This is a genomic window from Alkalihalobacillus sp. MEB130, assembly GCF_032335535.1.
Classification (GTDB): Bacteria; Bacillota; Bacilli; order Bacillales; family Bacillaceae_D; genus Halalkalibacter.
In genome coordinates, this window is record NZ_JAOANA010000017.1 from 76,162 (window position 1) to 97,015 (window position 20,854).

The window sequence follows — 20,854 nt, forward strand, 5'->3', positions numbered from 1 at the left end:
TTGAAGACCGGTCACTATCGCTCCCCTTGTAAAAAACTGATAAATCCAAATAGTCTTAAAAACCTTGTGAGGTTTTGTAACACACTTGTTGAATTCTACATTCATTTCAAACAAAAATTATCAACATAAATCATTTTTCAAACGTCTGCTAGAAAAAACGATCGTTCTTATTTGTCGATATAACATTTTCACTCAGATTTTACTAAATTAAGAGGAGCTGTTTTATGATGAAAGAGGGAACCGAATTAAAGCGAACATTAACTTTGTTTCAAGTGGTCACGCTAGGGTTAGCATGGAATACTCCGATGATTTACTTTTCGGTATTTGGAGTGGCTTATGAAGGATCTAGCGGATTTTTAACACCAGCGTATGCTGTAGCAGTCCTTGCCGTTTTATTTACAGGAGCAAGTTATGCAGTTATGGCGAAAAAGCTCCCCATCTCAGGCTCTGCTTATACATTTGTTAAAAAGACGATGAATCCAAAACTTGGTTTTATTGTCGGCTGGGTCTTACTACTGAACTACCTGTTTGCCCCTATTATTGCTTGTATTACTTTCGGTATTTTTTTACATGCACAGTTCCCTTCGATTCCTCCCTATGTTTGGATCATAGGATTAACAGTTATTTTAGCCGCCATTACCATTTTCGGTGTGAACTCCTCTGCCAACATTAGTAGTATTTTTGTGATGCTGCAAATTGTCTTTATTATCGTATTCGCCATGTTTATGATTCATGGATTACTGAACGGAGCAGGTTCAGGAACGATCCTTTCCATGCAGCCTTTCCTTGAAACTGACATGTCTCTTTCCATCGTTTTAGCAGGAGCGTCCATCGTTATTTTCTCTTTCCTAGGATTTGATACGATGACAACATTATCTGAGGAAACGATTAATCCAAAGAAAACGATCCCTCGAGCGATTTTTATCATGATTGGAATTGTCGGTGTTCTACATGTCATGACATCTTATTTTATTCAACTAATTGTTCCTAATTTTACATTCCAAAACCCTGATTCAGCTGCTCTTGAGTTAGTGAGCGTAGTCGGTGGAAGTTTGTTAAGTTCTTTCTTTATTACAGTCTTAATTGCTGCTATTTTCACGCAAGGGCTTGCATCTGTTACAGCTGTCTCTAGACTATTATTCGTAATGGGACGTGACTCAATCCTGCCAAACAAATTTTTCGGATATGTTCACCCAAAATACAAGACTCCTGTATTAAATATCGTCTTTTCTTCTGTTGTTGCGTTGCTCTCAATCTTTATAACAATTGACGCGGCGTTACGATTCGTTAATTTCGGTGCTTTAACAGCTTTCTTCTTTGTCAATCTATGTGTCATTACACTCTATTTCTCTAATAAGAAAAAAAGCGAAGAACCTACCATTAAAAACAAGCTAGTAAACTTAATCTCTCCTCTGATCGGAGCAGCCTTTATCGGTTGGCTATTGTTCTTACTCGACCTTCCAACACTTATTGGTGGATTCATCTGGGTCGCAGTCGGAATACTTTATCTTGGCTATTTAACAAAAGGCTTCAAACAACCTTTACCAGAATCAGAAGAAAGCGAACAAATCATTCTCTCTACCGATGATAAAAAAGCAATGTAGGTGGGGTGGGACGCGGGGGGGACGCGTGGGACAGGTCCCCCGTCCCATCTTTTTTGCTTCCGTTTCTCTAACATGATTCCTCTCGTAAACTGTGGATAGCTTACAATCAATAACTGAGCCCGCAGCTTTTAGCTGTGCATATCTCAAGTTTTGTGGAAAAACCCGTGTATAAAGAGTGAGTTATCTACAATTAAAGGGATGCTCCTAAATTTGGCAGGTGATCGTTTTGCTTAATTCACAGGACATCTGGTAATTTGGGGAACAAATCGGTAAAGATTGGCTCCTTACTGACTCACAACGACCATACTCTCGTGTCATCTCCGTAAAAACGACCTAGAAATTGCGCAGAATCAATATCTACTAGTATGAATCTAGCAGATATGCGGCGATTGGAAGATATTATGCGGCAAATGCGAAGTTCTATGCGGCTAACTAAAAATTTATGCGGCAAATTCGCCATTCTATGCGGCTTTTCAAATATTTATGCAGATCTAGGATTGCTCAGCTATATTATCAAAGTTAGCATTCGTAAGTACTCAAACGTATCACTTCCTTTAGTTAACGGAACCAAAGAAGCAAGAGGGCGCCCCCCCTTGCTTCTTCTATCTCTTTCTATCAGGCCTATTGGACTTTTGAATGCTGACATCGTTCGCTGTCACCCAAACTGCTAGATATATCAATAGCTCATCAGTGAATTCAACGAGATGTTATTTGAATAAACTTCCGATTCGTTTAATTCCTCATCTTTATATTTGATTCCCCTATAGTTCAGTACATCATTTTCTATTATTTCTAAATCTAAAATTTGAATATGACCATCATACTGCGTGATTTGAACCTTTTCTTTTGTTTTTATGTTTACACTGTAAATGTTACCTCCAACCGAAACCGTTCCGTGACCATAACCAATAATTACGAGAATTCGACTGTCATCTTGCCAGATAACATTTTTGGGAATGAAGTCTCCTTCTGGCGTAACCAGTACATCCTGTTCACCACTTTTTAGATCAACTAAGTATAAACTCCCTCTTGCTTCCCACTCTAAAGGAGAAATATATACTGCTTTTTTGTTGTCTGGTGATTTTTGAGGCTTCGTAGGAGAATGATCGGCAAGAACTTCGGTTTTACCATTAGGGTATACTAATTCAACTTGTTCAGTTTTAGAATTAAAGCGAATATCAAGCACTGTCATCTATCTCTCTCCTTCCTTGAATTCCCCATAATATAAAATATCAATTAAATCCGGATTTTCGTTACATATCTCTTCTATTTCCGCTAATGTCATTATACGACATTTAGGACCCTTAAGATACATGGCCGCACTCTCATTAATAATATCAATCTGATTTGATGTTGGGTTAAAGAAAATGGCGAGAGAACTAGTTAGAGAGGTAATTCATTGCCAACAAAAAAACTAGCCAGATAAACTTCATCCAGCTAGTTCCTTTCCAACTCATCGACAAGATTAGACATACTTCGGGTGGTGCCAGGCACCTACCGATTCAATCCCGGTCCTCCTGAACTTGGCTTACACTCGAAGCTGCTAGCAACTTCCGGGTCACCCTTTGTATAGCGGGCTACCAATGGGTAAGGGCATAAAGGACGAGAACGGTCCGATGCCCAGTCGGATGGTACATCTGGATTCACTCCGCCCGGATTGCCTTCGCCGCGCGCTGTTGCCGTAATACGATCCGGCGCCTTTCCGTATTCAACCCAATCGATTAACGAGCCTAGTCCGTCAAACTGATCAGTGGCAGGGCCGCCTCGAGAATGCCCCATTCCAGGAATTTCAAAAAAGCGGGCGAACTCATCGGCTTTGTTCCGGTAGTTTGCGTTGAGCTCATTGTACCAACGAGCTGTGTCGGCAGAGGAGAATACTCCGTCTGAAGCTCCGTGATATACGATCATCTTCGCTCCAGAATTACGCATAGTATCCAAATTAGTAGGATTTGGAGGCGTCATGAACTCCATGGCACTTTCGGTGTAACGTTCGTTGGACTCATAGATTGTCTGACCTTGAGTATCCAAATCAAAGTTCAACGCAAAGCCCAAGGTATCCTCCATCATACTAGGATCCTCTGGTGGCGTTGAGAAGATGTATCCAACTGCCACAGGATCTCGGTTACTTATAGAACTTCTAAACTTCCAACTGGCCCAGCCGTCGCTAACTAGACCCGGGTCAAATGAGAAGGCAGAATAGAACTCTTCCCCATCACTAGTGCGTGCTCCAGCAAAAACATCTTTTACTACTTGTATCTGCTCTTCGGTCAGACAAGTGCCGTCTCGCTCTAACTCACAAGTAGGAACGTCCCGCTCAACGTCGAAGACTTTCTGGCAACGCTCAATATCCTGTACCATGCCGTCAACTAGACGGTCTAGGCCATCACAGCGGTCCAAGATCGCTTGTGCAAGCACTTGGCGCTCGTCTGGAGGCAACGCCGTCTCTAAATCATTTATGTCCGTGGCGACTTTCGCCCACTGCTGAGCGCCCCATAGCTGAGCTACCGCCGACTTAGGTAGATTGAATCCAGGTGCCCCAGCAAGGAACCCGTCATACTCATCTGCGTAGCGGGAAGCAGCCACCATTGCGTGCCGTCCGCCATTGGATGTTCCCGCAATATACGAGCGGTCAGGCTCGCGTCCGTATGCCTCCTCAATTAAACTCTTAGCCATTGGCGTAAGCGTTCCAACTGCTTGGTAACCGTAGTCTAAACGTGCTTGAGGATCAAGTCCGAAAAGGGGGTTTTGTGATCCAGTGTGACCTGCATCTGAGCTTAGCACAGCAAATCCCATCTGTAGTCCATTTTCCAACTGACCGCCTGTGAAACTTCCAAGTGCTCGAACGACGCTACCATCCAACCCACCATTGGCTTGGTATAGGAAACGGCCTGCCCAGTCAACTGGGAGTCGCATCTCAAAACCAATCGCATAAGTCTGACCGTCTACAGAGCTCACGCGTTCGTTCATTTTGCCCTGTACGAGGCAATGCTCTTCAATTGGCTGACCGGCATTGGACTCTGCTCCCTTAGGAACAAGTTCTGCCTTCGTGATAACTGTGCTAGGGAAGTCAAAAGATACGAGCCTCTCACAATCAATCAGCTCACCTGGTTGTGCGGGAGATAGCTGGGGGATTGAACCGTTTGCCCCCTTATTACTTTTTAAAGCGCTTTCGTTATTCGCCATAGCAACAGAAGGAATCAACGACATAATCACTAAAATTACTGTTAGCAAAAGAGAAAAATGTTTCTTCTTATTCATAAACCTACTCCCTTCACTTTTCTTCGACCGTAAGCTTATTGACATCAGATCAACGTCTATCCCCCTTAAAAAATGTTGCTTACACAAAAAGAGTATACAATTTTCAGAAAAATTCACACCCGCTTTATATAGGAAATCACTCTTTGATATTCATACATAATGACTGAAGTATTCTGTGACGTCATAAACTACTACACTCTGAAATACATCTTGAGTAATCGCGTCTATGTCGCCATCCTTATTAGAAAACCAACTACGTTGGGGTTCCCTTACATATCAGCTCCCCCTCATTTCAGGAATCCAACACCACTTCCCTTCCCGAATTCACCCCAACACTACTATTCCAGGAATCTATCTACGTTTTGTTTCCCGAAATCCAACAGCTACCCCCATTTCAAGAATCAAACTCCACTTTCTTTCCTGAATGCACCCCAACACTACTTTTTCAGGAATCTATCTACGTTTTGTTTCCCCAACTCTAACAGCCAGCCTCATTTCAGGAACCTACCTACGCTTTGTTTCCCGAAATCCAACAGCTCCCCCTCATTTCAGGAAGCAAACCCCACTTTCCCTCCCGAATTCACCCCAACACTACAACTTCAGGAATCTATCTACGTTTTATTTCCCAAAATCCAACAGCTCCCCCTCATTTCAGGAAGCACCCCCCACTTCCCTTCCCGAATTCACCCCAACACTACAACTTCAGGAACCCACCTACACTTAGATTCCCGAAATCCAACAATCTCCCCTTAAACCTTCCCCTCAACAGTTCCTTCAGGACTCAGTGCACTAATTAACCCAAGGACACTTGGTGGAATGCCAACAAGGAGAAACCACCAGTTGCCAGTCACAATTGATAACACAGCAAAAAAGATAAGTGACAGTACCATAACCGCGACTCCAAATTTTACTTTAGATGGTTTTAAAGGTTCTGTCCTATTCATGTTTATGGACAGAATCATGCCTGTGATTCCCCAGCTTGACATATGCACCAACAGCATGATTCCTAGAACCATCGCGACACTTAGTTCGATTCCAAATGCTACTAACGAAAATAGAATATAGATGGCAGCTAGAGTGAAGTACCATGAAATCGATCGTGCCTTTTGCCAAATATGATCATGTAATTCATCTAACCCTCGATTCTTTTTAGCCATACGTCTGCCAAGCCACCAGCCTAAAATTCCAAATGTTGCCCCACCATATAAACCGATTAATCCTCCAATTTGTAGTCCCACTATCTTTCTCCTCCTTCATCAAAGATAAAGACCTCTTCAATTGTGCGATCAAATGCCTTCGAAATGTTATATGCTAATTCTAGGGATGGATTATATTTTCCTGATTCAATCGCAATGATTGATTGTCTTGAGACACCAACCCTTTTGGACAAATCCTCTTGTGTCATCTTCATTGCTTTACGCAGATCCTTTATCTGGTTTCTCATCGTGTACTACCCTCCGATTGATTTTGTAAAGCTAACTTTACAATCAACTATAAGTAAAGGTTACTTGACATCCATTTTGATGTCAAGTAACCTTTACTTATTTTCAAAAAATAGGCTCTGCTAAGCAAACGTGATCAGAAAAATAGACTTCCTTTAGAAAGGAAGTCCAACTCAACACGCCCATTCTTACTTCTCTCTTTTTTCCTCCCAAAGCTGTATACGTTCTTCATGACTAACCTCTTTATGTACTTGGTGTAGCATCCATATATAACCAAATGGGTCCATGAATATGGCGTTGGATACTCCGTAATCAGCAAGCTCAGTTACCGGTTGCACTTCTGTACATTGTAAATCCATCGCCTTTGCATACGTCTTTTTAATGTCTGGGACCGTAACATTCACCCAACTCGTTTTAGGGTCGTCAGGTTTTGGTGCGATTAAATGAAATTCTGGGTTTTCATCTAACAGATGAAAGCGAACGCCGTAAAGGGTAAAGACGGCCTCATTTTCACCACGAGGTAAATCAGAAACCTCCACACGCTCAATATCAAATATCGCTTCGTATAATTCCAATGCTTTTAAGCTATCTTTCACAACTAAATCCAATTCTACTCCAACCATACTGTACACGCTCCTTTTTACAAGTTACTAACTATTCTTTCCAGTTTACCAAATTCCATATCGCCAAACCACCACCCTTCCCCCCTCTCTTCCTCTAAAAAAAGGAACCAAAGATAGTCTTTGATTCCTGTCCTTCACTTAATATAGGTGACAAGCCACAAAATGATTGGGCTCGACTTCCTTCCACTCCGGTTTGTCACTTGCGCAAACATTGGTTGCAACTGGGCATCTTGTTCGAAATACACATCCACTTGGTGGGTTAATTTGGCTTGGCACTTCGCCTTTTAAAATCTCTCGTTTTCGTTGTTCTTCCACATTTGGGTCTGGAATCGGAATTGCTGATAACAGAGATCTTGTGTATGGGTGAAGTGGTTTTTCATAAAGTTTTTCACTTGTTGTTAATTCCATCATTTGCCCTAGATACATAACTCCAATTCGGTCGCTTATATGTTTCACCATGGCGAGGTCGTGAGCGATAAATAAATAGGTTAGTTGTTTTTCTTTTTGTAGTTTCTTCATTAGGTTTACTACTTGGGCTTGCACCGAAACATCTAATGCAGATATCGGTTCATCTGCAATGATGAACGATGGATCAACCGCTAAGGCGCGGGCGATACCGATTCGTTGTCGTTGTCCTCCACTAAATTCGTGAGGGAAACGGCTTGCGTGTTCTCGGTTTAAGCCGACCGTTTCTAGTAATTCATAGACACGTTCAAGCCTTTTTTTCTTGCCAAACAGGCCGTGAATATCCATTCCTTCTGCAATGATATCCGTTACGGTCATTCTTGGATTGAGTGAAGCATAAGGATCTTGGAAAATCATTTGTACTTTTCTATTAAACTGTTTCTTTTGTTTGCTGTTCATTTTATGTACATCTTGACCTTCAAATAACACTTGGCCTTCTGTACAATTATATAAATTGATTAATGTACGTCCTGTAGTAGATTTCCCGCATCCAGATTCCCCTACAAGGCCAAGGGTTTCTCCGTGATAGATATCAAAAGTTAACCCATCCACCGCTTTTAGAACTTGCTTATTTTCCACTTCAAAATGTTTTCGTAGTCCTTTTACTTCTAACACTTTTGTCCCCATAGGACACCTCCAGACGTTCTATCATTTTATCGATCTATTCTGCAATCCCTGATTCTTTAAAGACGATTGTACGTTCTTCTGTGTTCACACTGGCTGTTATGCCAATGGGAACCGCTACGTTAGGAGAACAGTGTCCAATCGGAAATCCACGTAAAGTTGGTTTTTGAAAAGGAACGATATGGTCTTGAAAAAGTTGCTCTAAGCTCAATGAGTTCTGCCGTTTTACCGGCGGGACACAGTTATGAAAATCACATAAAAGAATGGCTCTTGCATCAACAAGTTTTCCTGCTAGTTTTAGTTGAGTTAATAGTCTATCGATGCGATATGGTTCTTCATCCACATCCTCGAGAAAGAGAATTTTGTTTTTACAATCAATCTCAAATTCAGTCCCGATTGAACTTGCTAGTAAGGTTAGGTTCCCGCCAACAACGGGTCCTTCGGCATAACCGTCGACTAACGTTTCAATGGGGCGTAAGGACTCTGAGTATGTAAGGGATGTTGGATGAAACAGCTGCTCAAATGTTTTTCTCGTCAACGGGTGAACATCTCCACTTAAATCAGAGCTAAGCATAGGACCATGAAAGGTGATGAGTCCGGTCTTTTGATAGATCGCATGAAGTAAAAATGTGATATCACTATACCCCCAGAAGATTTTCGGGTTAGAGCGGATGAGCTCATAATCAATCAGAGAAGCGATTCGAGCCGTTCCATAGCCTCCGCAAACACAAAAGATTGCTTTGATCTTTGGATTTAGAAACGCTTCGTGAAACTCTTCCACTCGTTGTTGATCGGTACCGGCCAAATAGCCATACTCTCTTTTTAGCGAGCTTCCTATCTCGACTTCAAGACCCATTTGCTGAAGCAATAAGATCGCCTGCTCGGCTGCTTCTTTATCAGGGCTGCTGGCTGGTGCTATAACGGCTACATGATCGCCTTTTTCTAATTTCGCCGGTTTGATCAACGGGTTTACAACTGATGTTTCCAACGGTTTCATCCTCATCCTCCTAGAACAAAAAATGAGAAAAAGAGGGTGACTCAAACAATCTATTGAATTCGTCACCCTCAGCTTCTTCCTTGTAGCTATTAATCTACAAATCTAGCCCACTTAAGCTCTGTGAATCCTACAAAGTGTGTAATGACATTTTCTACTTCTGGATTAACAAGATAGCTTCTATTGTAGAAGTAGATTGGGTTCACAATCGCTTCTTCCATTAAAATTTCTTCTGCTTCCATTAGTAATTCAAAACGTTTCTCTGGATCTGCTTCTTCGTAACTAGCATTTACAATATCAACATATTGTTGGTGAACGTCGCCTTCCCAGTCTCCACGGTTGAAACCAGAACCTGGTAAGAAGTTATCTAAATAGTTAATAGGATCATTGTATCCACCAAGGTAACTTCCACGGAAGTAGTGGAACTCGCCTTCATTGGAACGATCTCTAAATACTTCCCACTCTTGGTTAAACAGTTCCACTTCAATATCTAAGCTATCACGAAGCATCTCTTGAATTGCTTGAGATCTCGTACTGTGTAAATCACTTGTGTTATAAGAAAGAGTAACTGTTGGTAATTCGTCATACCCTTCTTCTTCCATACCTAATGCTAAGTACTCACGTGCTTTTTCAGGATCATACTCGAAGTATTCACCGACATTCTCTCCCCACGTTCCGCCAGCTGGGTGTTCGAAGTCAGGGTGTACCCAACCGTATGCTGCTGGTTCACCAGACTTGTTTACATACTCAACAATATCTTCACGATTAATGGCGTACATAAAAGCTTTACGGATGTTTTTGTTTTGGAATGGCTCTGTTTGAGTATGGAAAAATTGATACTCAATACCAGAACGAGGAGCCATATACATTTCAGGGTGATCTAAATACTCTTCTCCTAAGTCAGCTGGAACTTCTGAAACATGTAGATCGCCAGCTTGATATAATGAGAAAGCTGTATTCACATCATCAACAATCGCATACTCAATTGTTTCAACTTCCACTGTTCCCGCATCCCAATACGTTTCGTTCTTTTCAAGGACTAAATAATCGTCATGAGCCCATTCTGTTACTTTGAATGGTCCATTTGTGACTAGTGTATCTACACTACCTGCCCAGTTTGAATCAGCTTCTACTGTTTCTTGGTGAACAGGGAACATTTGAGGCATCGCTACAATTGATAAGAAGAAATCAACTGGGTAACGTAATGTTACTTCTAACGTACGCTCGTCCAATGCTTCAACGAGCATATCTTCTTCTGAACCTTCTCCACTGTTATAATCTTCCGCTCCTGCAATCCAGTAAGCGTGTGATGCTGCTGGAGAAGCTGTTTCTGGATTAGCTAATCTCTTGAATGAATATTCAAAATCAAACGCTGTTACAGGCTCGCCATTTGTCCACTCTGCATCATCACGAATGTAGAATGTATACACTAAGCCATCTTCTGACACATCCCAGCTTTCAGCCATCGCTGGTTCTGGAACCGGTGCATCTTTTGCAAGACGTGTTAATCCTTCCATTACGTTGTTCAAAATGTTATAAGAAGCTTCGTCATTTCCAATTGGTGGATCTAGTGACGTTGGTTCTTGTCCGTTATTCAAATACAACGTGCGGTCATCACCAGAAGGTGCCTCTGACGTATCGGAACTTTCATCTGTTGGATCACTTGACTCTTGCGACGTTTCATCGCTCGAACATGCTGCTAGAAATAAAACACTACTAATCAACCCGACTAACAATAACATGATCAATTTCTTATTCATCGTGTATTTCCCCCTTTATGATCTGTGTTCTCCAGTCTCCCATTGCTGTAAGAAAAAATTGTCCGCATCCCCCCTTACATTAGTAAACACATTCGTTATAAAAGCGTAATTTTTGGACCATCACTTGGAAAAGTAATTTTCTTAGCTCGCTCATCTTGCAGCCAGCACCGCACGCTATGTTGCTTTGTCACTTGCGTTGATTCTGGATCATACTGAATGCAAACATCCATCGCATAATCACATCTTCTCGCAAAGGGACACCCCTTTGGCGGAGAAAGCAAGTCTGGTGGCGTCCCGTGAATCGGAATAAGCGGTTGATTGCGATCATCATCTAGCCTAGGAACAGACTTGAGCAACCCTTTTGTGTAAGGGTGCTTGGGGTTGTAAAAAATGTCTTTAACCAACCCTGACTCAATTACTCGTCCGGCATACATTACGTTAATTCGATCAGCAATTTGAGCTACCAACCCTAAGTCATGGGTGATTAAAATAATCGCAATTCCTGTTCGTTTTTGTATATCTTTAAATAAATCAATGATTTGCGCTTGAATCGTCACATCTAGGGCAGTCGTTGGTTCATCTGCAATTAAGACATCCGGCTCATTCACAAGCGCCATGGCAATCATAATTCTTTGTCTCATCCCCCCGCTGAACTGGTGAGGATATTGCTTTAATCGCTCTGACGGATTGGCGATTCCTACGAGTCTTAAAATCTCCGTCACTTTTTCTGTGACATCACTTTTTGTGAGATTCGGATTTTTTAATAGACTTTCGGAAATTTGTTCGCCAATGGTCAGAACAGGGTTCAAGGACGTCATCGGATCTTGGAAGATCATCCCGATCTCAGACCCACGTACATTTCTCATCTGTTTTTCGGTATAGGTTGTTAACTCTTTTCCTTTTAGAGAAATGCTGCCTTGCTTAATTTTCCCTGGAGGTTCTGGAATCAGGCGCATAATGCTTTGGGCCGTCACACTTTTTCCGCAACCCGATTCTCCTACTATCGCTAACGTTTCTCCTTTATTCAAAGAAAAGTTAACGCCTCGCACTGCTTGTACTTCCCCGTTTCTCGTTTGAAACGATACATGAAGGTCGGACACATCCAAAATGGGCTCATTTTGTTTTTCTTTCATGATTTACCTCCTCATCTTCGGATCTAGTGCATCACGAAGTCCATCACCGAATACATTAAAGGCGAACATTGTTAAAGAGATCATGACCGCTGGGAAAACCAATCGCCACCAATAACCTGTATTCAATACACCTAATGCATCATTAGCCATCGTTCCCCAACTAGCAATCGGAGCTTGAACCCCTAAGCCTAAAAAGCTTAGAAAGGCTTCTGCAAAAATTGCTCCCGGAACCGTTAATGTCATTGAGACGATAATCGGCCCCATTGAATTGGGCAATAAATGCTTTCTTACAATTCTTGATGTACTTCCACCAAGAACCTTCGATGCAAGCACGTACTCATTTGACTTCAACTGGAGAACTTGTCCCCTTACAATACGGGCCATACCTATCCAGCCGGTTAAGGAAAGAGCCACAATTATCGTAAATACACCAGGGTCCATGACAACCATTAATAAAATCACAACAAGTAAATAAGGAAGTCCGTACAAAACATCGACAAATCTCATCATGATGTTATCCACTCTTCCACCTTTGTACCCAGACAATCCTCCGTAAGAAACTCCAATAAAAAACTCAATGAACGCAGCAGCAAATCCAATAAATAGAGATACCCTTGCTCCGTACCAAACTCTTGTAAACATATCTCTCCCTAGTTCATCCGTACCAAACCAATGAGTTGTAGAAGGAGGTTGATTTTGATTGGATAATACCCCTTCACGGTAATCGTAAGGCGTGAGCCATGGACCTATGATCGCCATGATGATCATAATCACGATTAAAATTAACCCTAGTACAGCGACCTTATTTTTCATTAACCGAAACCAAGCATCTTGCCAAAAACCAACACTTGGCCTCATAAACTCGGCTTCATTGTCCCCATTTTTATTCACAGGGGTAAAAAGATCATCAGGTATGTTTTGTGCATGTTTCTTTGAAGCTTTTGCTGAATTATCCATTTTACCCCTCCTTCTTATGCAATTTAATTCGTGGATCAATGATTCCATAAACGAGATCGACGATAAACATCATGAAAACCAAAATCGCACTATAGACAACCGTTGTTGCCATAATCATCGGATAGTCACGATTAGAAATACTTTCAACGAAGTAACGTCCCACTCCCGGAACCGCAAAGATTCGCTCAATAACAAAACTTCCTGTTAATACGGATGCTGTTAGTGCCCCCATAATTGTCACAACAGGCAATAACGCATTACGCAGAGCATGCTTCATTACAATTCTTGTTGGCGAGATTCCTTTCGCCTTCGCTGTGCGAATATAATCTTGATTTAGTACTTCCAGCATATTTGAACGTGTCAATCGAGCAATAATCGCAATTGGCCCTGAAGATAGCGCCAAAGCTGGCAAGATTACGTGTCTCCATGTTCCCCAACGAGCAACAGGGAAAAAGTCAAATTGTAACCCAATATACTTAATAAAAATCATCGCCAAAATAAAATTCGGGATTGATATTCCAAGAACGGCAATAATCATCGTGACATAGTCCACCATTCGGTTATGCCTTAAGGCGGCAATCACTCCTAAAATAATTCCTGAAATCACACTAAATATAAGCGTCGTAAAACCAAGCACAAGCGAAGCTGGAAATCCGTTCGCGATCATGCTATCAACGGTCCGTGACCTTGATACCATCGATGGTCCAAAATCCAACGTTGCTAGATTTTTAATATAGTTAAAATATTGAATATGTGTTGGCTGATCCAATCCATAGTGAATCATTAAATTTTCCCGAGCTTGCGCGGATATGCCGCCTTCTGCATCAAAGTCAAACGGATCACCTGGTGCCGCATGCATAAGGAAAAAGGTCAACGTAATAATGATTAACAAAGTGATGATCATGGCAACAAAGCGTTTTAAGATAAAGACTCCCAATGGTTTCCCCCCTCTAGTGATTGAATATAGTAAAAGAACAGCAATGTTGTTTGAACAATATCATCTACAGAGGCCATTTCATGTGCATGAACCTATCGTGTTTCCGTTGATGTTAGGCTTCATTAAGAGAGATATCGTCTTCCACCTATTAATTCCTCTTCGTATGAGCTATTTGTCAACGGAATGATTTCAATCGATTTGCCTGTTTTGGGTGAATGAATCATCTGGTCATCCCCAGCATACATGCCGACGTGATGAACAGCCCCTTTTCCTTTTTCATAAGCAAAAAAGAGCAAGTCACCTACCTGCAAATCTTCACGTTCAATGACTGTTCCTTTTTTCACTTGATCAGATGCATCACGAGGCAACGTGATTCCGTAATATCGATACATTGAATAAGCAAAACCTGAACAATCAAACCCAAAAGCCGACATTCCACCCCATAAGTAAGGCAAACCTAAAAATTGTTTAGCAACTTCGAGAATGGACTGATCTTGATGAGTCAGAAGCTCGTCTTCCTTCGTGAAAAGTCGAACATCGTCTGTTTTCAAGTAACCGTTGCCATGAGGGGTAACAACTTCAACGAATTCCTCTGTTTGCTTCACAACAGGAAATCTAGTTAAAAAGCTTACCGCCAGTCCATGATCTCCGTTCTTTTTCTTTAGCGCTTGAGCCGTTTTCGCTACTGTCACAATAGGGGATGTTACTTGAGCTATTAACGCCCCTTCATCATAAGCAATGGTCGGTGACGATAGTTGTCTCATCGGCACCCAACCAGGATAGCCACGGTCATCTTTTCTACTTTCTTGGCTTGGAATCAGAACATGCGCCCATTCATCCTTTTCTTCAAGAATCATAACTTCCGTGCCGTATAAAAGCTGTGTTTGCACTAAGTTTTTCTTACAAAGAGCTAATTGCTCCGCGTAAGTGGCACTTTTGATCCACCCAGGCATATCGACTGGATTATTGACAGCTAATTGGTCAATATAGCGGGGAGACGTTGGTTCTGTCCAAACGGTTGCCACCGATACGCAAACGATCATTTTCGGCAAATTTTTCTCGTTATTTGTGGGCTTCACGAACAGTCCTCCTGTCTTCTTTCATAGAACGAATACCTAATCCAGGTTCATTTGAGATTGTAATCATATTGGAGTTATACGTAATTCCACCTTCAATGACTTTTTCAACAAGCATTAAAGGCGCATCAAAATCATAGCGTGTAATGTTGCGTTTGCTAGCTGCAAAATGAGCTGCTGCTGTGACCGCTAAGTGCGATTCAATCATGCTACCGACCATGCACTGAACGCCGCATTCTTCGGCAAAATGATTGATAATAGAAGCTTTGTAGATGCCACCAGACTTCATGAGCTTAATGTTAATAAAGTCCGCTGCGCGTTGCTTTAATACTTCAAAGGCATCCAACGTAGAGAATACCGCTTCATCAGCCATGATCGGAGTGAGGACATTTTCAGTTACTCTCTTTAACCCTGAAATATCGTGAGCTGCAACAGGTTGTTCGACAATATCTAGGTTTAACCCCATATCCTCCATCGTTGTAATCGCACGAATGGCTTCTTTTGCCTGCCAGCCTTGATTGGCGTCCACTCTAATTTTGACACTTGGACCTATTTGATCGCGTATTCCTTTAATTCTCAAAATGTCTTTTTCAATGTCGTCTTTTCCAACCTTCACCTTCAGTATCCGAAAGCCCTCAGAAACATACTCTAGTGCATCCTCGCTCATCTCTTCAGGTGAGTTCACACTAACGGTATAGTCCGTCTCAATTTGCAGCTCATCCCCCTCAGGCGCTTCACCGCCAAGAAACTGATAAAGAGGCAAGTGATGAAACTGGGCGAGCAAATCGTAAATGGCCATATCAACAGCCGCTTTCGCACTCGTATTTCGAACCGACGTTTTGTGCAACAGGTGAAAAATAGATTCATAGTTTAGTATATTTCTCCCAAGAAGAGCTGGTTTTATTATTTGCAAGATCGTCGCTTCAATTCCTTCCACATTCTCACCGGTAATCGCCAGCGTTGGAACGGCTTCGCCTAATCCAATCATTCCATTGCTTGCAAATACTTGAACAATAACCGCTTGAGCATGATCGGTTGTACGTAACGCTGTTTTAAATGGTTTTTTTAATAAAACGGTTTGATGACTCGTTTGTATATCTGTAATAAACATGCTGTCACACTCCCTATGTAACTAACAGAATTTAGTTCTAGAGGCTAGTTCCGTCATGACGACCATAGCTTGATACGCTTCAATAACATCCTTTGCTTGAAAACGAACCGTTGTCCCAGACTCTATCTCCGTACCTGGCATTAAATTAGCCCATTCCGCTTGGCCATAATTGGCAAATTCAATTCGCAAAGTCGGACTCTTTGGTGCTTTTAACGGCTGAACAGACGCGATATTTTCTAGTGCCTTCTCCGTTTTTTCTTCAAGTAATTGTCTACTTTTTTCAGGAGTAAGACAGAGCGCTGAGGTTCGTGAAATGGCCTTTTTCACCACAGCCGTTGTTACTCCCTCAATTAACGCTTCTGCTTCTAACGCTGCTTGATCATCTCCAGCAACCATGATGACAGGTACATCATAATAACCAGCTACAAAGGCATTAAAACCTAATTCACCGATCAAGATGTCATCGATGAACATCTGTCTAGCACCAAATGTCATCGAGTGGCTTAACACCCCTTTCATCGAAGCTCTTGCATGATACCCAACAAAAATCGCACCAGAACATGTTTCATCGAGCCCTTGTACCATTGAGAAAGGTTTCACATCTCCAGAAATTAATAGTGCTTCAGGATGTAACTTTTCTATTAAAATATTGTTCATTTTTGAATGACTATCATTAACAATGATTTCCTTACAACCTTTTTTATGTAAAGAATCGACAACACTATTTACTTCAGCTGTCATGATCTCTTGACCGCGCTTATAGTTATGCTTACTAGAATCAACAAACGTCTCATCAACCAAACCTGTAATTCCTTCCATATCTGCGGAAACAAATATCTTCATGCTTTCCTCCATTTTTTTAAGAAGTGAATTGCTATTCATTTTATCTGCCCAAAAGTAGATGTAACACTCATAATTGCCTGAAGCTTCCAACAATTGTTGAATTGCTTATAATGTTAATTTATAATTAGATTCAAGTCTAATAGATATTCTCTATAGGGGTTTATTTGATTTTTTTATGGGAGGTTTTATAAAAAGTGGATATAAAGCATATTGAAGCCTTTATTCAAGTCGCCAATACAGGAAGTTTCAGCAAAGCAGCAGAATATCTTTACCTTACACAGCCTTCCATTAGTGCAAGAATCAAAACACTAGAAAATGAGATTGGGTATCACCTTTTTGAACGCTCGAACAAAGCCATTGTTCTTAACCAAGCTGGCCGTACGTTTCTTCCATTTGCGGAAGAAGTTATTCGAAATTACCAAGAAGGAAAATTATCTGTTCATAGTACGCGAAATTCGGTGTCAGGTGAAATCGAATTTGCAACCGTTAACATTGCGTCAAACTATTTACTACCACAAATCACTCAAAAGTTTTATAAACAATACCCTAAAATAAAATTAGGAATTCATACAACTAGCTCACCTAAAGTGTTAGATATGATCCTTACACACGAAGTTCCCTTTGGCATTGCTAGAAGCGTTACACACCCAAAGGTGGAAAACATCCCCCTCATTGAAGATGAACTTGTAGTAGCCGTTTATCCCGGTCATCCTTTCTGTTCGTTAAAAAAAGTCAGTTTAGCCAAAATTGCAAGTGAACCACTTATTTCCTTTAACCGAGGGACCGTCGATTGGTCCTTAATTCAAAGCTCGTTCCAAAAACAAGGATTAGAACCGAACATTGTTCTTGAGATTGATAACATCGAAGCGATGAAACAAATGGTAAAACAAAAACTAGGCATTACCCTCTTATCCCGTTTTACGTTAGAAGAAGAAGTTCGGAATGAAACGTTATATACGATTGATATACAAGAATCCATTCATGTTGGGCGTAACTTAGATCTCCTCTTTTTAAAAGGCAAGCAACCTGATGGACTAAGTCAAATGTATTTAACCTATCTACTCAATCACTTTCATAAATCAGAACCAAAAGAATTTAAATTTGTTAAAGCACAGAAATAGAAATGATATGAAAAAAGAAAAGGAGCTGTCCCAAAGGCATGAAAATAACCTTAGTGGGCTCAGCTCCTTTTTCACGTCGTCATAAAATAGGTGTATGCCGCTTCTGAAATTTCCGCAATCGCTTGATCTCCCTCTTTAGAAGACGAGTGATGTGAGGAAAAAACAGAAATAACAAATGTTCCTTTTTCTTCAGGTAAAAACACAATTCCACAATCGTTTAGATAATGATCTAGAGTTCCCGTTTTGTGAGCGATCTTCGTCCCTTCAGGCAACAGAGCTGGAAGGCGATTTTGTATTCTCTGTTTTAACAAAATATCTACCATCACATTCGTATACGTTTCATTTAACAGTTCTTGATTCAGAAGCTTCTCTAACAAAAGATTCATTTCCTTTGCTGTAGACACACTGGCGTTTGTCGACCGCTCAAAGACGACACTATCATGATCATACTCTCCATTTTTTAACTGAAGCAAAACATCATCATACGATGCACCCTCCCCTATTCCCACACTTATGCGAAGCAAATCATAACAAGAATGTTTAATTGACGTTTCAGTTAATCCGATGCTTTCCATATACTGATGTACATGATCGATACCGATCATATGTAATAGCTTATCCGTTGCAAAATTATCACTAACAATAATCATAAGCAACGCCAAATCTTTAACCGTAACGTCCAATCCACTATCAAGTTCTTGCAAGATTCCAGAACCAGGTACACGATCTTCTTTCACCATCGTTACTCTTGAATCTAGTCTAATTTGGTTCGTTTCAACATCTTTTAATAGCTTCACTAATATCGGGATCTTAAACACACTCGCCTGTTGAAACAGCATATCGCCATTTATCACTGCTTCCTCCCCTGTCTCTAGATGCTTAACAGCGACACCAAACGTTGCGTTTGATCGCCCTACAATCTCCTCAATCTTATTTTGTAAGCTCACTCGATCACCTCTTCTTTTCTTCTTCACCTAAATGAGTATTCGGTAAAATGGAGGAAAGACCTTTTATTTCTTTTGGCTCTCTCTTGTTTTTGGAAGGCTATATAGCTTTTTGATTCCTCAATTTCTGCTACTTCTCTTTTTTTAGGAAGCTATTTGCTTTTTGATTCCTGAATATCCGCTCCCTCTCTTTTTTCAGGAAGCTATTTGTTTTTTGGTTCCTCAATCTCCGCTTCCTCTCTTTGTTCAGGAAGCTATTTGCTTTTTGATTCCTGAATTTCTGCTTCTTCTCTTTTTTTAGGAAGCTATTTGCCTTTTGATTCCTGAATATCCGCTCCCTCTCTTTTTTCAGGAAGGTATTTGCTTTTCCGTTCCTCAATTTCTGCTGCTTCCCTTTTTTCAGGAAGCTATTTGCTTTTCCGTTCCTCAATTTCTGCTGCTTCCCTTTTTTCAGGAAGCTACTTGCTTTTTGATTCCTCAACTACCGCTTTTTCTCTTTTTTCAGGAAGCTATTTGCTTTTTGATTCCTCAATATCCGCTCCCTCTTTTTGTTCAGGAAGCTATTTGCTTTTTGATTCCTCAATATCCGCTCCCTCTTTTTGTTCAGGAAGCTATTTGCTTTTTGATTCCTCAATTTCTGCTTCTTCTCTTTTTTCAGGAATCCAATTAAAACAGTTTAATGGTTTAAACACGTATTTCAAAGGTTATTCTACATAGTAAGACTCAACACTAACCAAAGGGGGGTGAAACAATGGCACACGAACATCATACGCACGAACAACATCCACATAAACATAGTGTGGCTTGTGGCCATACGAAAATTAAACATGATGATCACATCGATTATGTACACAATGGGCATCTTCATCACGAACACGATGGGCACTGGGATGAGTGCAAGATTCCAGTATCAGAAACAAACCCAGCTGAATGTGCACCTATGAACTGTGGTTGTACTCATGATACAGACTGTGGTCACGAATTAGTTCCTCATGGCGACCATATGGACTACCTTGTTAATGGACGCTTACATCATGTCCATGGTGATCATTGCGACGATCATGGTCCAGTAGAATTAGTACATGTTCAATAACAAAAAAACCTCTTACGCAGCGACTTGTGTAAGAGGTTTTACTATTAATAATATAATCGACTTTTTATAATTTTTTTAGCATGCTCTTCTTGTGATTTAATAAGACTGTCCAATAGGCTAGATAAGAATTTCATGTGAATTCCTTCTTTCTTATTTGAATGTAACTTAATTATAAACTAAATTATCTTTTCCTCAATTTCTATATCATTCCAGGAAAACGCAAACAAATGGAATGAAAGCGAATAACATCGAAGTCATTCTCTTTATTTCGCATTTTTTTGAACTCCATTCAATTTATCTATTTATATAACAAAAAATACCTCAGCCTTATGCTGAGGTATTATAGAAGTTATTTATAAGTACCGGTGGTCGGGGTCGAACCGACACTCCAGAAGGAACACGATTTTGAGTCGTGCGCGTCTGCCAATTCCGCCACACCGGCAAATCATAGTGGCGCGCCCTGAGAGATTCGAACTCCCGACCTTTTGATTCGTAGTCAAACACTCTATCCAGCTGAGCTAAGGGCGCAAACTATTAAGTTATAAAAATAAAAAAGTGCCGAGGGCCGGACTTGAACCGGCACGGTAGTCACCTACCGCAGGATTTTAAGTCCTGTGTGTCTGCCAATTCCACCACCCCGGCACGGCAGATATATGGAGGCGGCAACCGGATTCGAACCGGTGAATAAAGGTTTTGCAGACCTTGGCCTTACCACTTGGCTATGCCGCCAGACAAAAAAATGGAGCGGAAGACGAGATTCGAACTCGCGACCCCCACCTTGGCAAGGTGGTGTTCTACCACTGAACTACTTCCGCATTGGCTGGGCTAGCAGGATTCGAACCTACGCATGACGGAATCAAAATCCGTTG

The 20,854-nt window shown here is 41.1% G+C and carries 19 protein-coding genes and 5 tRNA genes; 3 read left to right on the forward strand and 21 right to left on the reverse strand.

Translation table 11 applies throughout. The annotated features are described in order from the left end of the window. The first annotated feature begins 224 nt into the window (after positions 1 to 224). Positions 225 to 1,604 (forward strand): APC family permease, encoded by a 1,380-nt coding sequence (locus N0O92_RS16785; RefSeq protein WP_315615817.1) that lies wholly within the window; start codon positions 225 to 227, stop codon positions 1,602 to 1,604. Positions 1,605 to 2,280: 676 nt separating this feature from the next. Here N0O92_RS16785 and N0O92_RS16790 read toward each other — a convergent pair. The 14 genes from N0O92_RS16790 to N0O92_RS16855 form a co-directional block, all read right to left on the reverse strand. Then, positions 2,281 to 2,796 carry a DUF4652 domain-containing protein gene (locus tag N0O92_RS16790; protein WP_315615818.1) on the reverse strand — a complete coding sequence of 172 codons (516 nt, stop codon included), beginning with the start codon at positions 2,794 to 2,796 and terminating at the stop codon, positions 2,281 to 2,283. 302 nt (positions 2,797 to 3,098) lie between these two features. After that, the gene (locus N0O92_RS16795; protein ID WP_315615819.1) at positions 3,099 to 4,862 is read right to left on the reverse strand and encodes a tannase/feruloyl esterase family alpha/beta hydrolase; all 1,764 of its coding nucleotides are present in this window, start codon (positions 4,860 to 4,862) and stop codon (positions 3,099 to 3,101) included. 749 nt (positions 4,863 to 5,611) lie between these two features. Continuing rightward, a complete protein-coding gene (locus N0O92_RS16800) occupies positions 5,612 to 6,100 on the reverse strand; it encodes a hypothetical protein (RefSeq protein WP_315615820.1) in 489 nt (162 codons plus the stop codon). Then, positions 6,100 to 6,306 (reverse strand): helix-turn-helix transcriptional regulator, encoded by a 207-nt coding sequence (locus N0O92_RS16805; RefSeq protein WP_315615821.1) that lies wholly within the window; start codon positions 6,304 to 6,306, stop codon positions 6,100 to 6,102. The genes N0O92_RS16800 and N0O92_RS16805 overlap by 1 nt, the downstream gene beginning before the upstream one ends. Positions 6,307 to 6,492: 186 nt before the next feature. Next, the gene (locus N0O92_RS16810) at positions 6,493 to 6,927 is read right to left on the reverse strand and encodes a VOC family protein (RefSeq protein ID WP_315615822.1); all 435 of its coding nucleotides are present in this window, start codon (positions 6,925 to 6,927) and stop codon (positions 6,493 to 6,495) included. Between the two features lie 138 nt (positions 6,928 to 7,065). After that, positions 7,066 to 8,019 (reverse strand): ABC transporter ATP-binding protein, encoded by a 954-nt coding sequence (locus N0O92_RS16815; RefSeq protein WP_315615823.1) that lies wholly within the window; start codon positions 8,017 to 8,019, stop codon positions 7,066 to 7,068. Between the two features lie 34 nt (positions 8,020 to 8,053). Beyond that, positions 8,054 to 9,013 carry a S66 peptidase family protein gene (locus N0O92_RS16820; RefSeq protein ID WP_315615824.1) on the reverse strand — a complete coding sequence of 320 codons (960 nt, stop codon included), beginning with the start codon at positions 9,011 to 9,013 and terminating at the stop codon, positions 8,054 to 8,056. A gap of 89 nt (positions 9,014 to 9,102) precedes the next feature. Continuing rightward, the gene (locus N0O92_RS16825; protein WP_315615825.1) at positions 9,103 to 10,770 is read right to left on the reverse strand and encodes a peptide ABC transporter substrate-binding protein; all 1,668 of its coding nucleotides are present in this window, start codon (positions 10,768 to 10,770) and stop codon (positions 9,103 to 9,105) included. Between the two features lie 95 nt (positions 10,771 to 10,865). Further along, positions 10,866 to 11,903, reverse strand: a complete 1,038-nt coding sequence (locus N0O92_RS16830; RefSeq protein WP_315615826.1) for an ABC transporter ATP-binding protein — start codon at positions 11,901 to 11,903, stop codon at positions 10,866 to 10,868. A gap of 3 nt (positions 11,904 to 11,906) precedes the next feature. Continuing rightward, complete coding sequence (locus N0O92_RS16835; protein WP_315615827.1) at positions 11,907 to 12,860, reverse strand: ABC transporter permease; 954 nt, start codon at positions 12,858 to 12,860, stop codon at positions 11,907 to 11,909. A gap of 1 nt (position 12,861) precedes the next feature. Next, positions 12,862 to 13,797 (reverse strand): ABC transporter permease, encoded by a 936-nt coding sequence (locus N0O92_RS16840; RefSeq protein WP_315615828.1) that lies wholly within the window; start codon positions 13,795 to 13,797, stop codon positions 12,862 to 12,864. A gap of 122 nt (positions 13,798 to 13,919) precedes the next feature. After that, complete coding sequence (locus N0O92_RS16845) at positions 13,920 to 14,876, reverse strand: C40 family peptidase (protein WP_315615829.1); 957 nt, start codon at positions 14,874 to 14,876, stop codon at positions 13,920 to 13,922. Then, complete coding sequence (locus tag N0O92_RS16850; protein WP_315615830.1) at positions 14,860 to 15,984, reverse strand: dipeptide epimerase; 1,125 nt, start codon at positions 15,982 to 15,984, stop codon at positions 14,860 to 14,862. The genes N0O92_RS16845 and N0O92_RS16850 overlap by 17 nt, the downstream gene beginning before the upstream one ends. A gap of 21 nt (positions 15,985 to 16,005) precedes the next feature. Further along, positions 16,006 to 16,827 (reverse strand): M55 family metallopeptidase, encoded by an 822-nt coding sequence (locus N0O92_RS16855; protein WP_315615831.1) that lies wholly within the window; start codon positions 16,825 to 16,827, stop codon positions 16,006 to 16,008. Between the two features lie 194 nt (positions 16,828 to 17,021). Between N0O92_RS16855 and N0O92_RS16860 the strand changes: the two genes are divergently transcribed. Beyond that, positions 17,022 to 17,948, forward strand: a complete 927-nt coding sequence (locus N0O92_RS16860) for a LysR substrate-binding domain-containing protein (protein WP_315615832.1) — start codon at positions 17,022 to 17,024, stop codon at positions 17,946 to 17,948. A gap of 71 nt (positions 17,949 to 18,019) precedes the next feature. On the opposite strand, the gene N0O92_RS16865 is transcribed toward N0O92_RS16860, so the two are convergent. Then, positions 18,020 to 18,895 (reverse strand): serine hydrolase, encoded by an 876-nt coding sequence (locus N0O92_RS16865; protein ID WP_315615833.1) that lies wholly within the window; start codon positions 18,893 to 18,895, stop codon positions 18,020 to 18,022. 127 nt (positions 18,896 to 19,022) lie between these two features. Next, entirely contained in the window at positions 19,023 to 19,373 is a 351-nt protein-coding gene (locus N0O92_RS16870) for a hypothetical protein (RefSeq protein WP_315615835.1), read from the reverse strand. A 270-nt stretch (positions 19,374 to 19,643) separates the two neighbouring features. Between N0O92_RS16870 and N0O92_RS16875 the strand changes: the two genes are divergently transcribed. Continuing rightward, positions 19,644 to 19,985, forward strand: a complete 342-nt coding sequence (locus tag N0O92_RS16875) for a hypothetical protein (protein ID WP_315615836.1) — start codon at positions 19,644 to 19,646, stop codon at positions 19,983 to 19,985. Between the two features lie 360 nt (positions 19,986 to 20,345). On the opposite strand, the gene N0O92_RS16880 is transcribed toward N0O92_RS16875, so the two are convergent. The 5 genes from N0O92_RS16880 to N0O92_RS16900 all read right to left on the reverse strand — a co-directional run bounded on the left by N0O92_RS16880 (position 20,346) and on the right by N0O92_RS16900 (position 20,800). After that, positions 20,346 to 20,427, reverse strand: a tRNA-Leu gene (locus N0O92_RS16880). Between the two features lie 9 nt (positions 20,428 to 20,436). Continuing rightward, positions 20,437 to 20,513 (reverse strand) — tRNA-Arg (locus tag N0O92_RS16885). Between the two features lie 28 nt (positions 20,514 to 20,541). Then, positions 20,542 to 20,627, reverse strand: a tRNA-Leu gene (locus N0O92_RS16890). Positions 20,628 to 20,639: 12 nt separating this feature from the next. Next, positions 20,640 to 20,714: transfer RNA gene (locus N0O92_RS16895), tRNA-Cys, on the reverse strand. An 11-nt stretch (positions 20,715 to 20,725) separates the two neighbouring features. Then, positions 20,726 to 20,800 (reverse strand) — tRNA-Gly (locus N0O92_RS16900). Positions 20,801 to 20,854 lie beyond the last annotated feature (54 nt).

Bases quoted from the DNA above. Each gene is read 5' to 3' on its own strand.
- N0O92_RS16785 (WP_315615817.1), top strand. From the start codon at position 225: ATGATGAAAGAGGGAACCGAATTAAAGCGAACATTAACTTTGTTTCAA.
- N0O92_RS16790 (WP_315615818.1), bottom strand. From the start codon at position 2,796: ATGACAGTGCTTGATATTCGCTTTAATTCTAAAACTGAACAAGTTGAA.
- N0O92_RS16795 (WP_315615819.1), bottom strand. From the start codon at position 4,862: ATGAATAAGAAGAAACATTTTTCTCTTTTGCTAACAGTAATTTTAGTG.
- N0O92_RS16805 (WP_315615821.1), bottom strand. From the start codon at position 6,306: ATGAGAAACCAGATAAAGGATCTGCGTAAAGCAATGAAGATGACACAA.
- N0O92_RS16810 (WP_315615822.1), bottom strand. From the start codon at position 6,927: ATGGTTGGAGTAGAATTGGATTTAGTTGTGAAAGATAGCTTAAAAGCA.
- N0O92_RS16815 (WP_315615823.1), bottom strand. From the start codon at position 8,019: ATGGGGACAAAAGTGTTAGAAGTAAAAGGACTACGAAAACATTTTGAA.
- N0O92_RS16820 (WP_315615824.1), bottom strand. From the start codon at position 9,013: ATGAAACCGTTGGAAACATCAGTTGTAAACCCGTTGATCAAACCGGCG.
- N0O92_RS16825 (WP_315615825.1), bottom strand. From the start codon at position 10,770: ATGAATAAGAAATTGATCATGTTATTGTTAGTCGGGTTGATTAGTAGT.
- N0O92_RS16830 (WP_315615826.1), bottom strand. From the start codon at position 11,903: ATGAAAGAAAAACAAAATGAGCCCATTTTGGATGTGTCCGACCTTCAT.
- N0O92_RS16835 (WP_315615827.1), bottom strand. From the start codon at position 12,860: ATGGATAATTCAGCAAAAGCTTCAAAGAAACATGCACAAAACATACCT.
- N0O92_RS16850 (WP_315615830.1), bottom strand. From the start codon at position 15,984: ATGTTTATTACAGATATACAAACGAGTCATCAAACCGTTTTATTAAAA.
- N0O92_RS16855 (WP_315615831.1), bottom strand. From the start codon at position 16,827: ATGAAGATATTTGTTTCCGCAGATATGGAAGGAATTACAGGTTTGGTT.
- N0O92_RS16875 (WP_315615836.1), top strand. From the start codon at position 19,644: ATGGCACACGAACATCATACGCACGAACAACATCCACATAAACATAGT.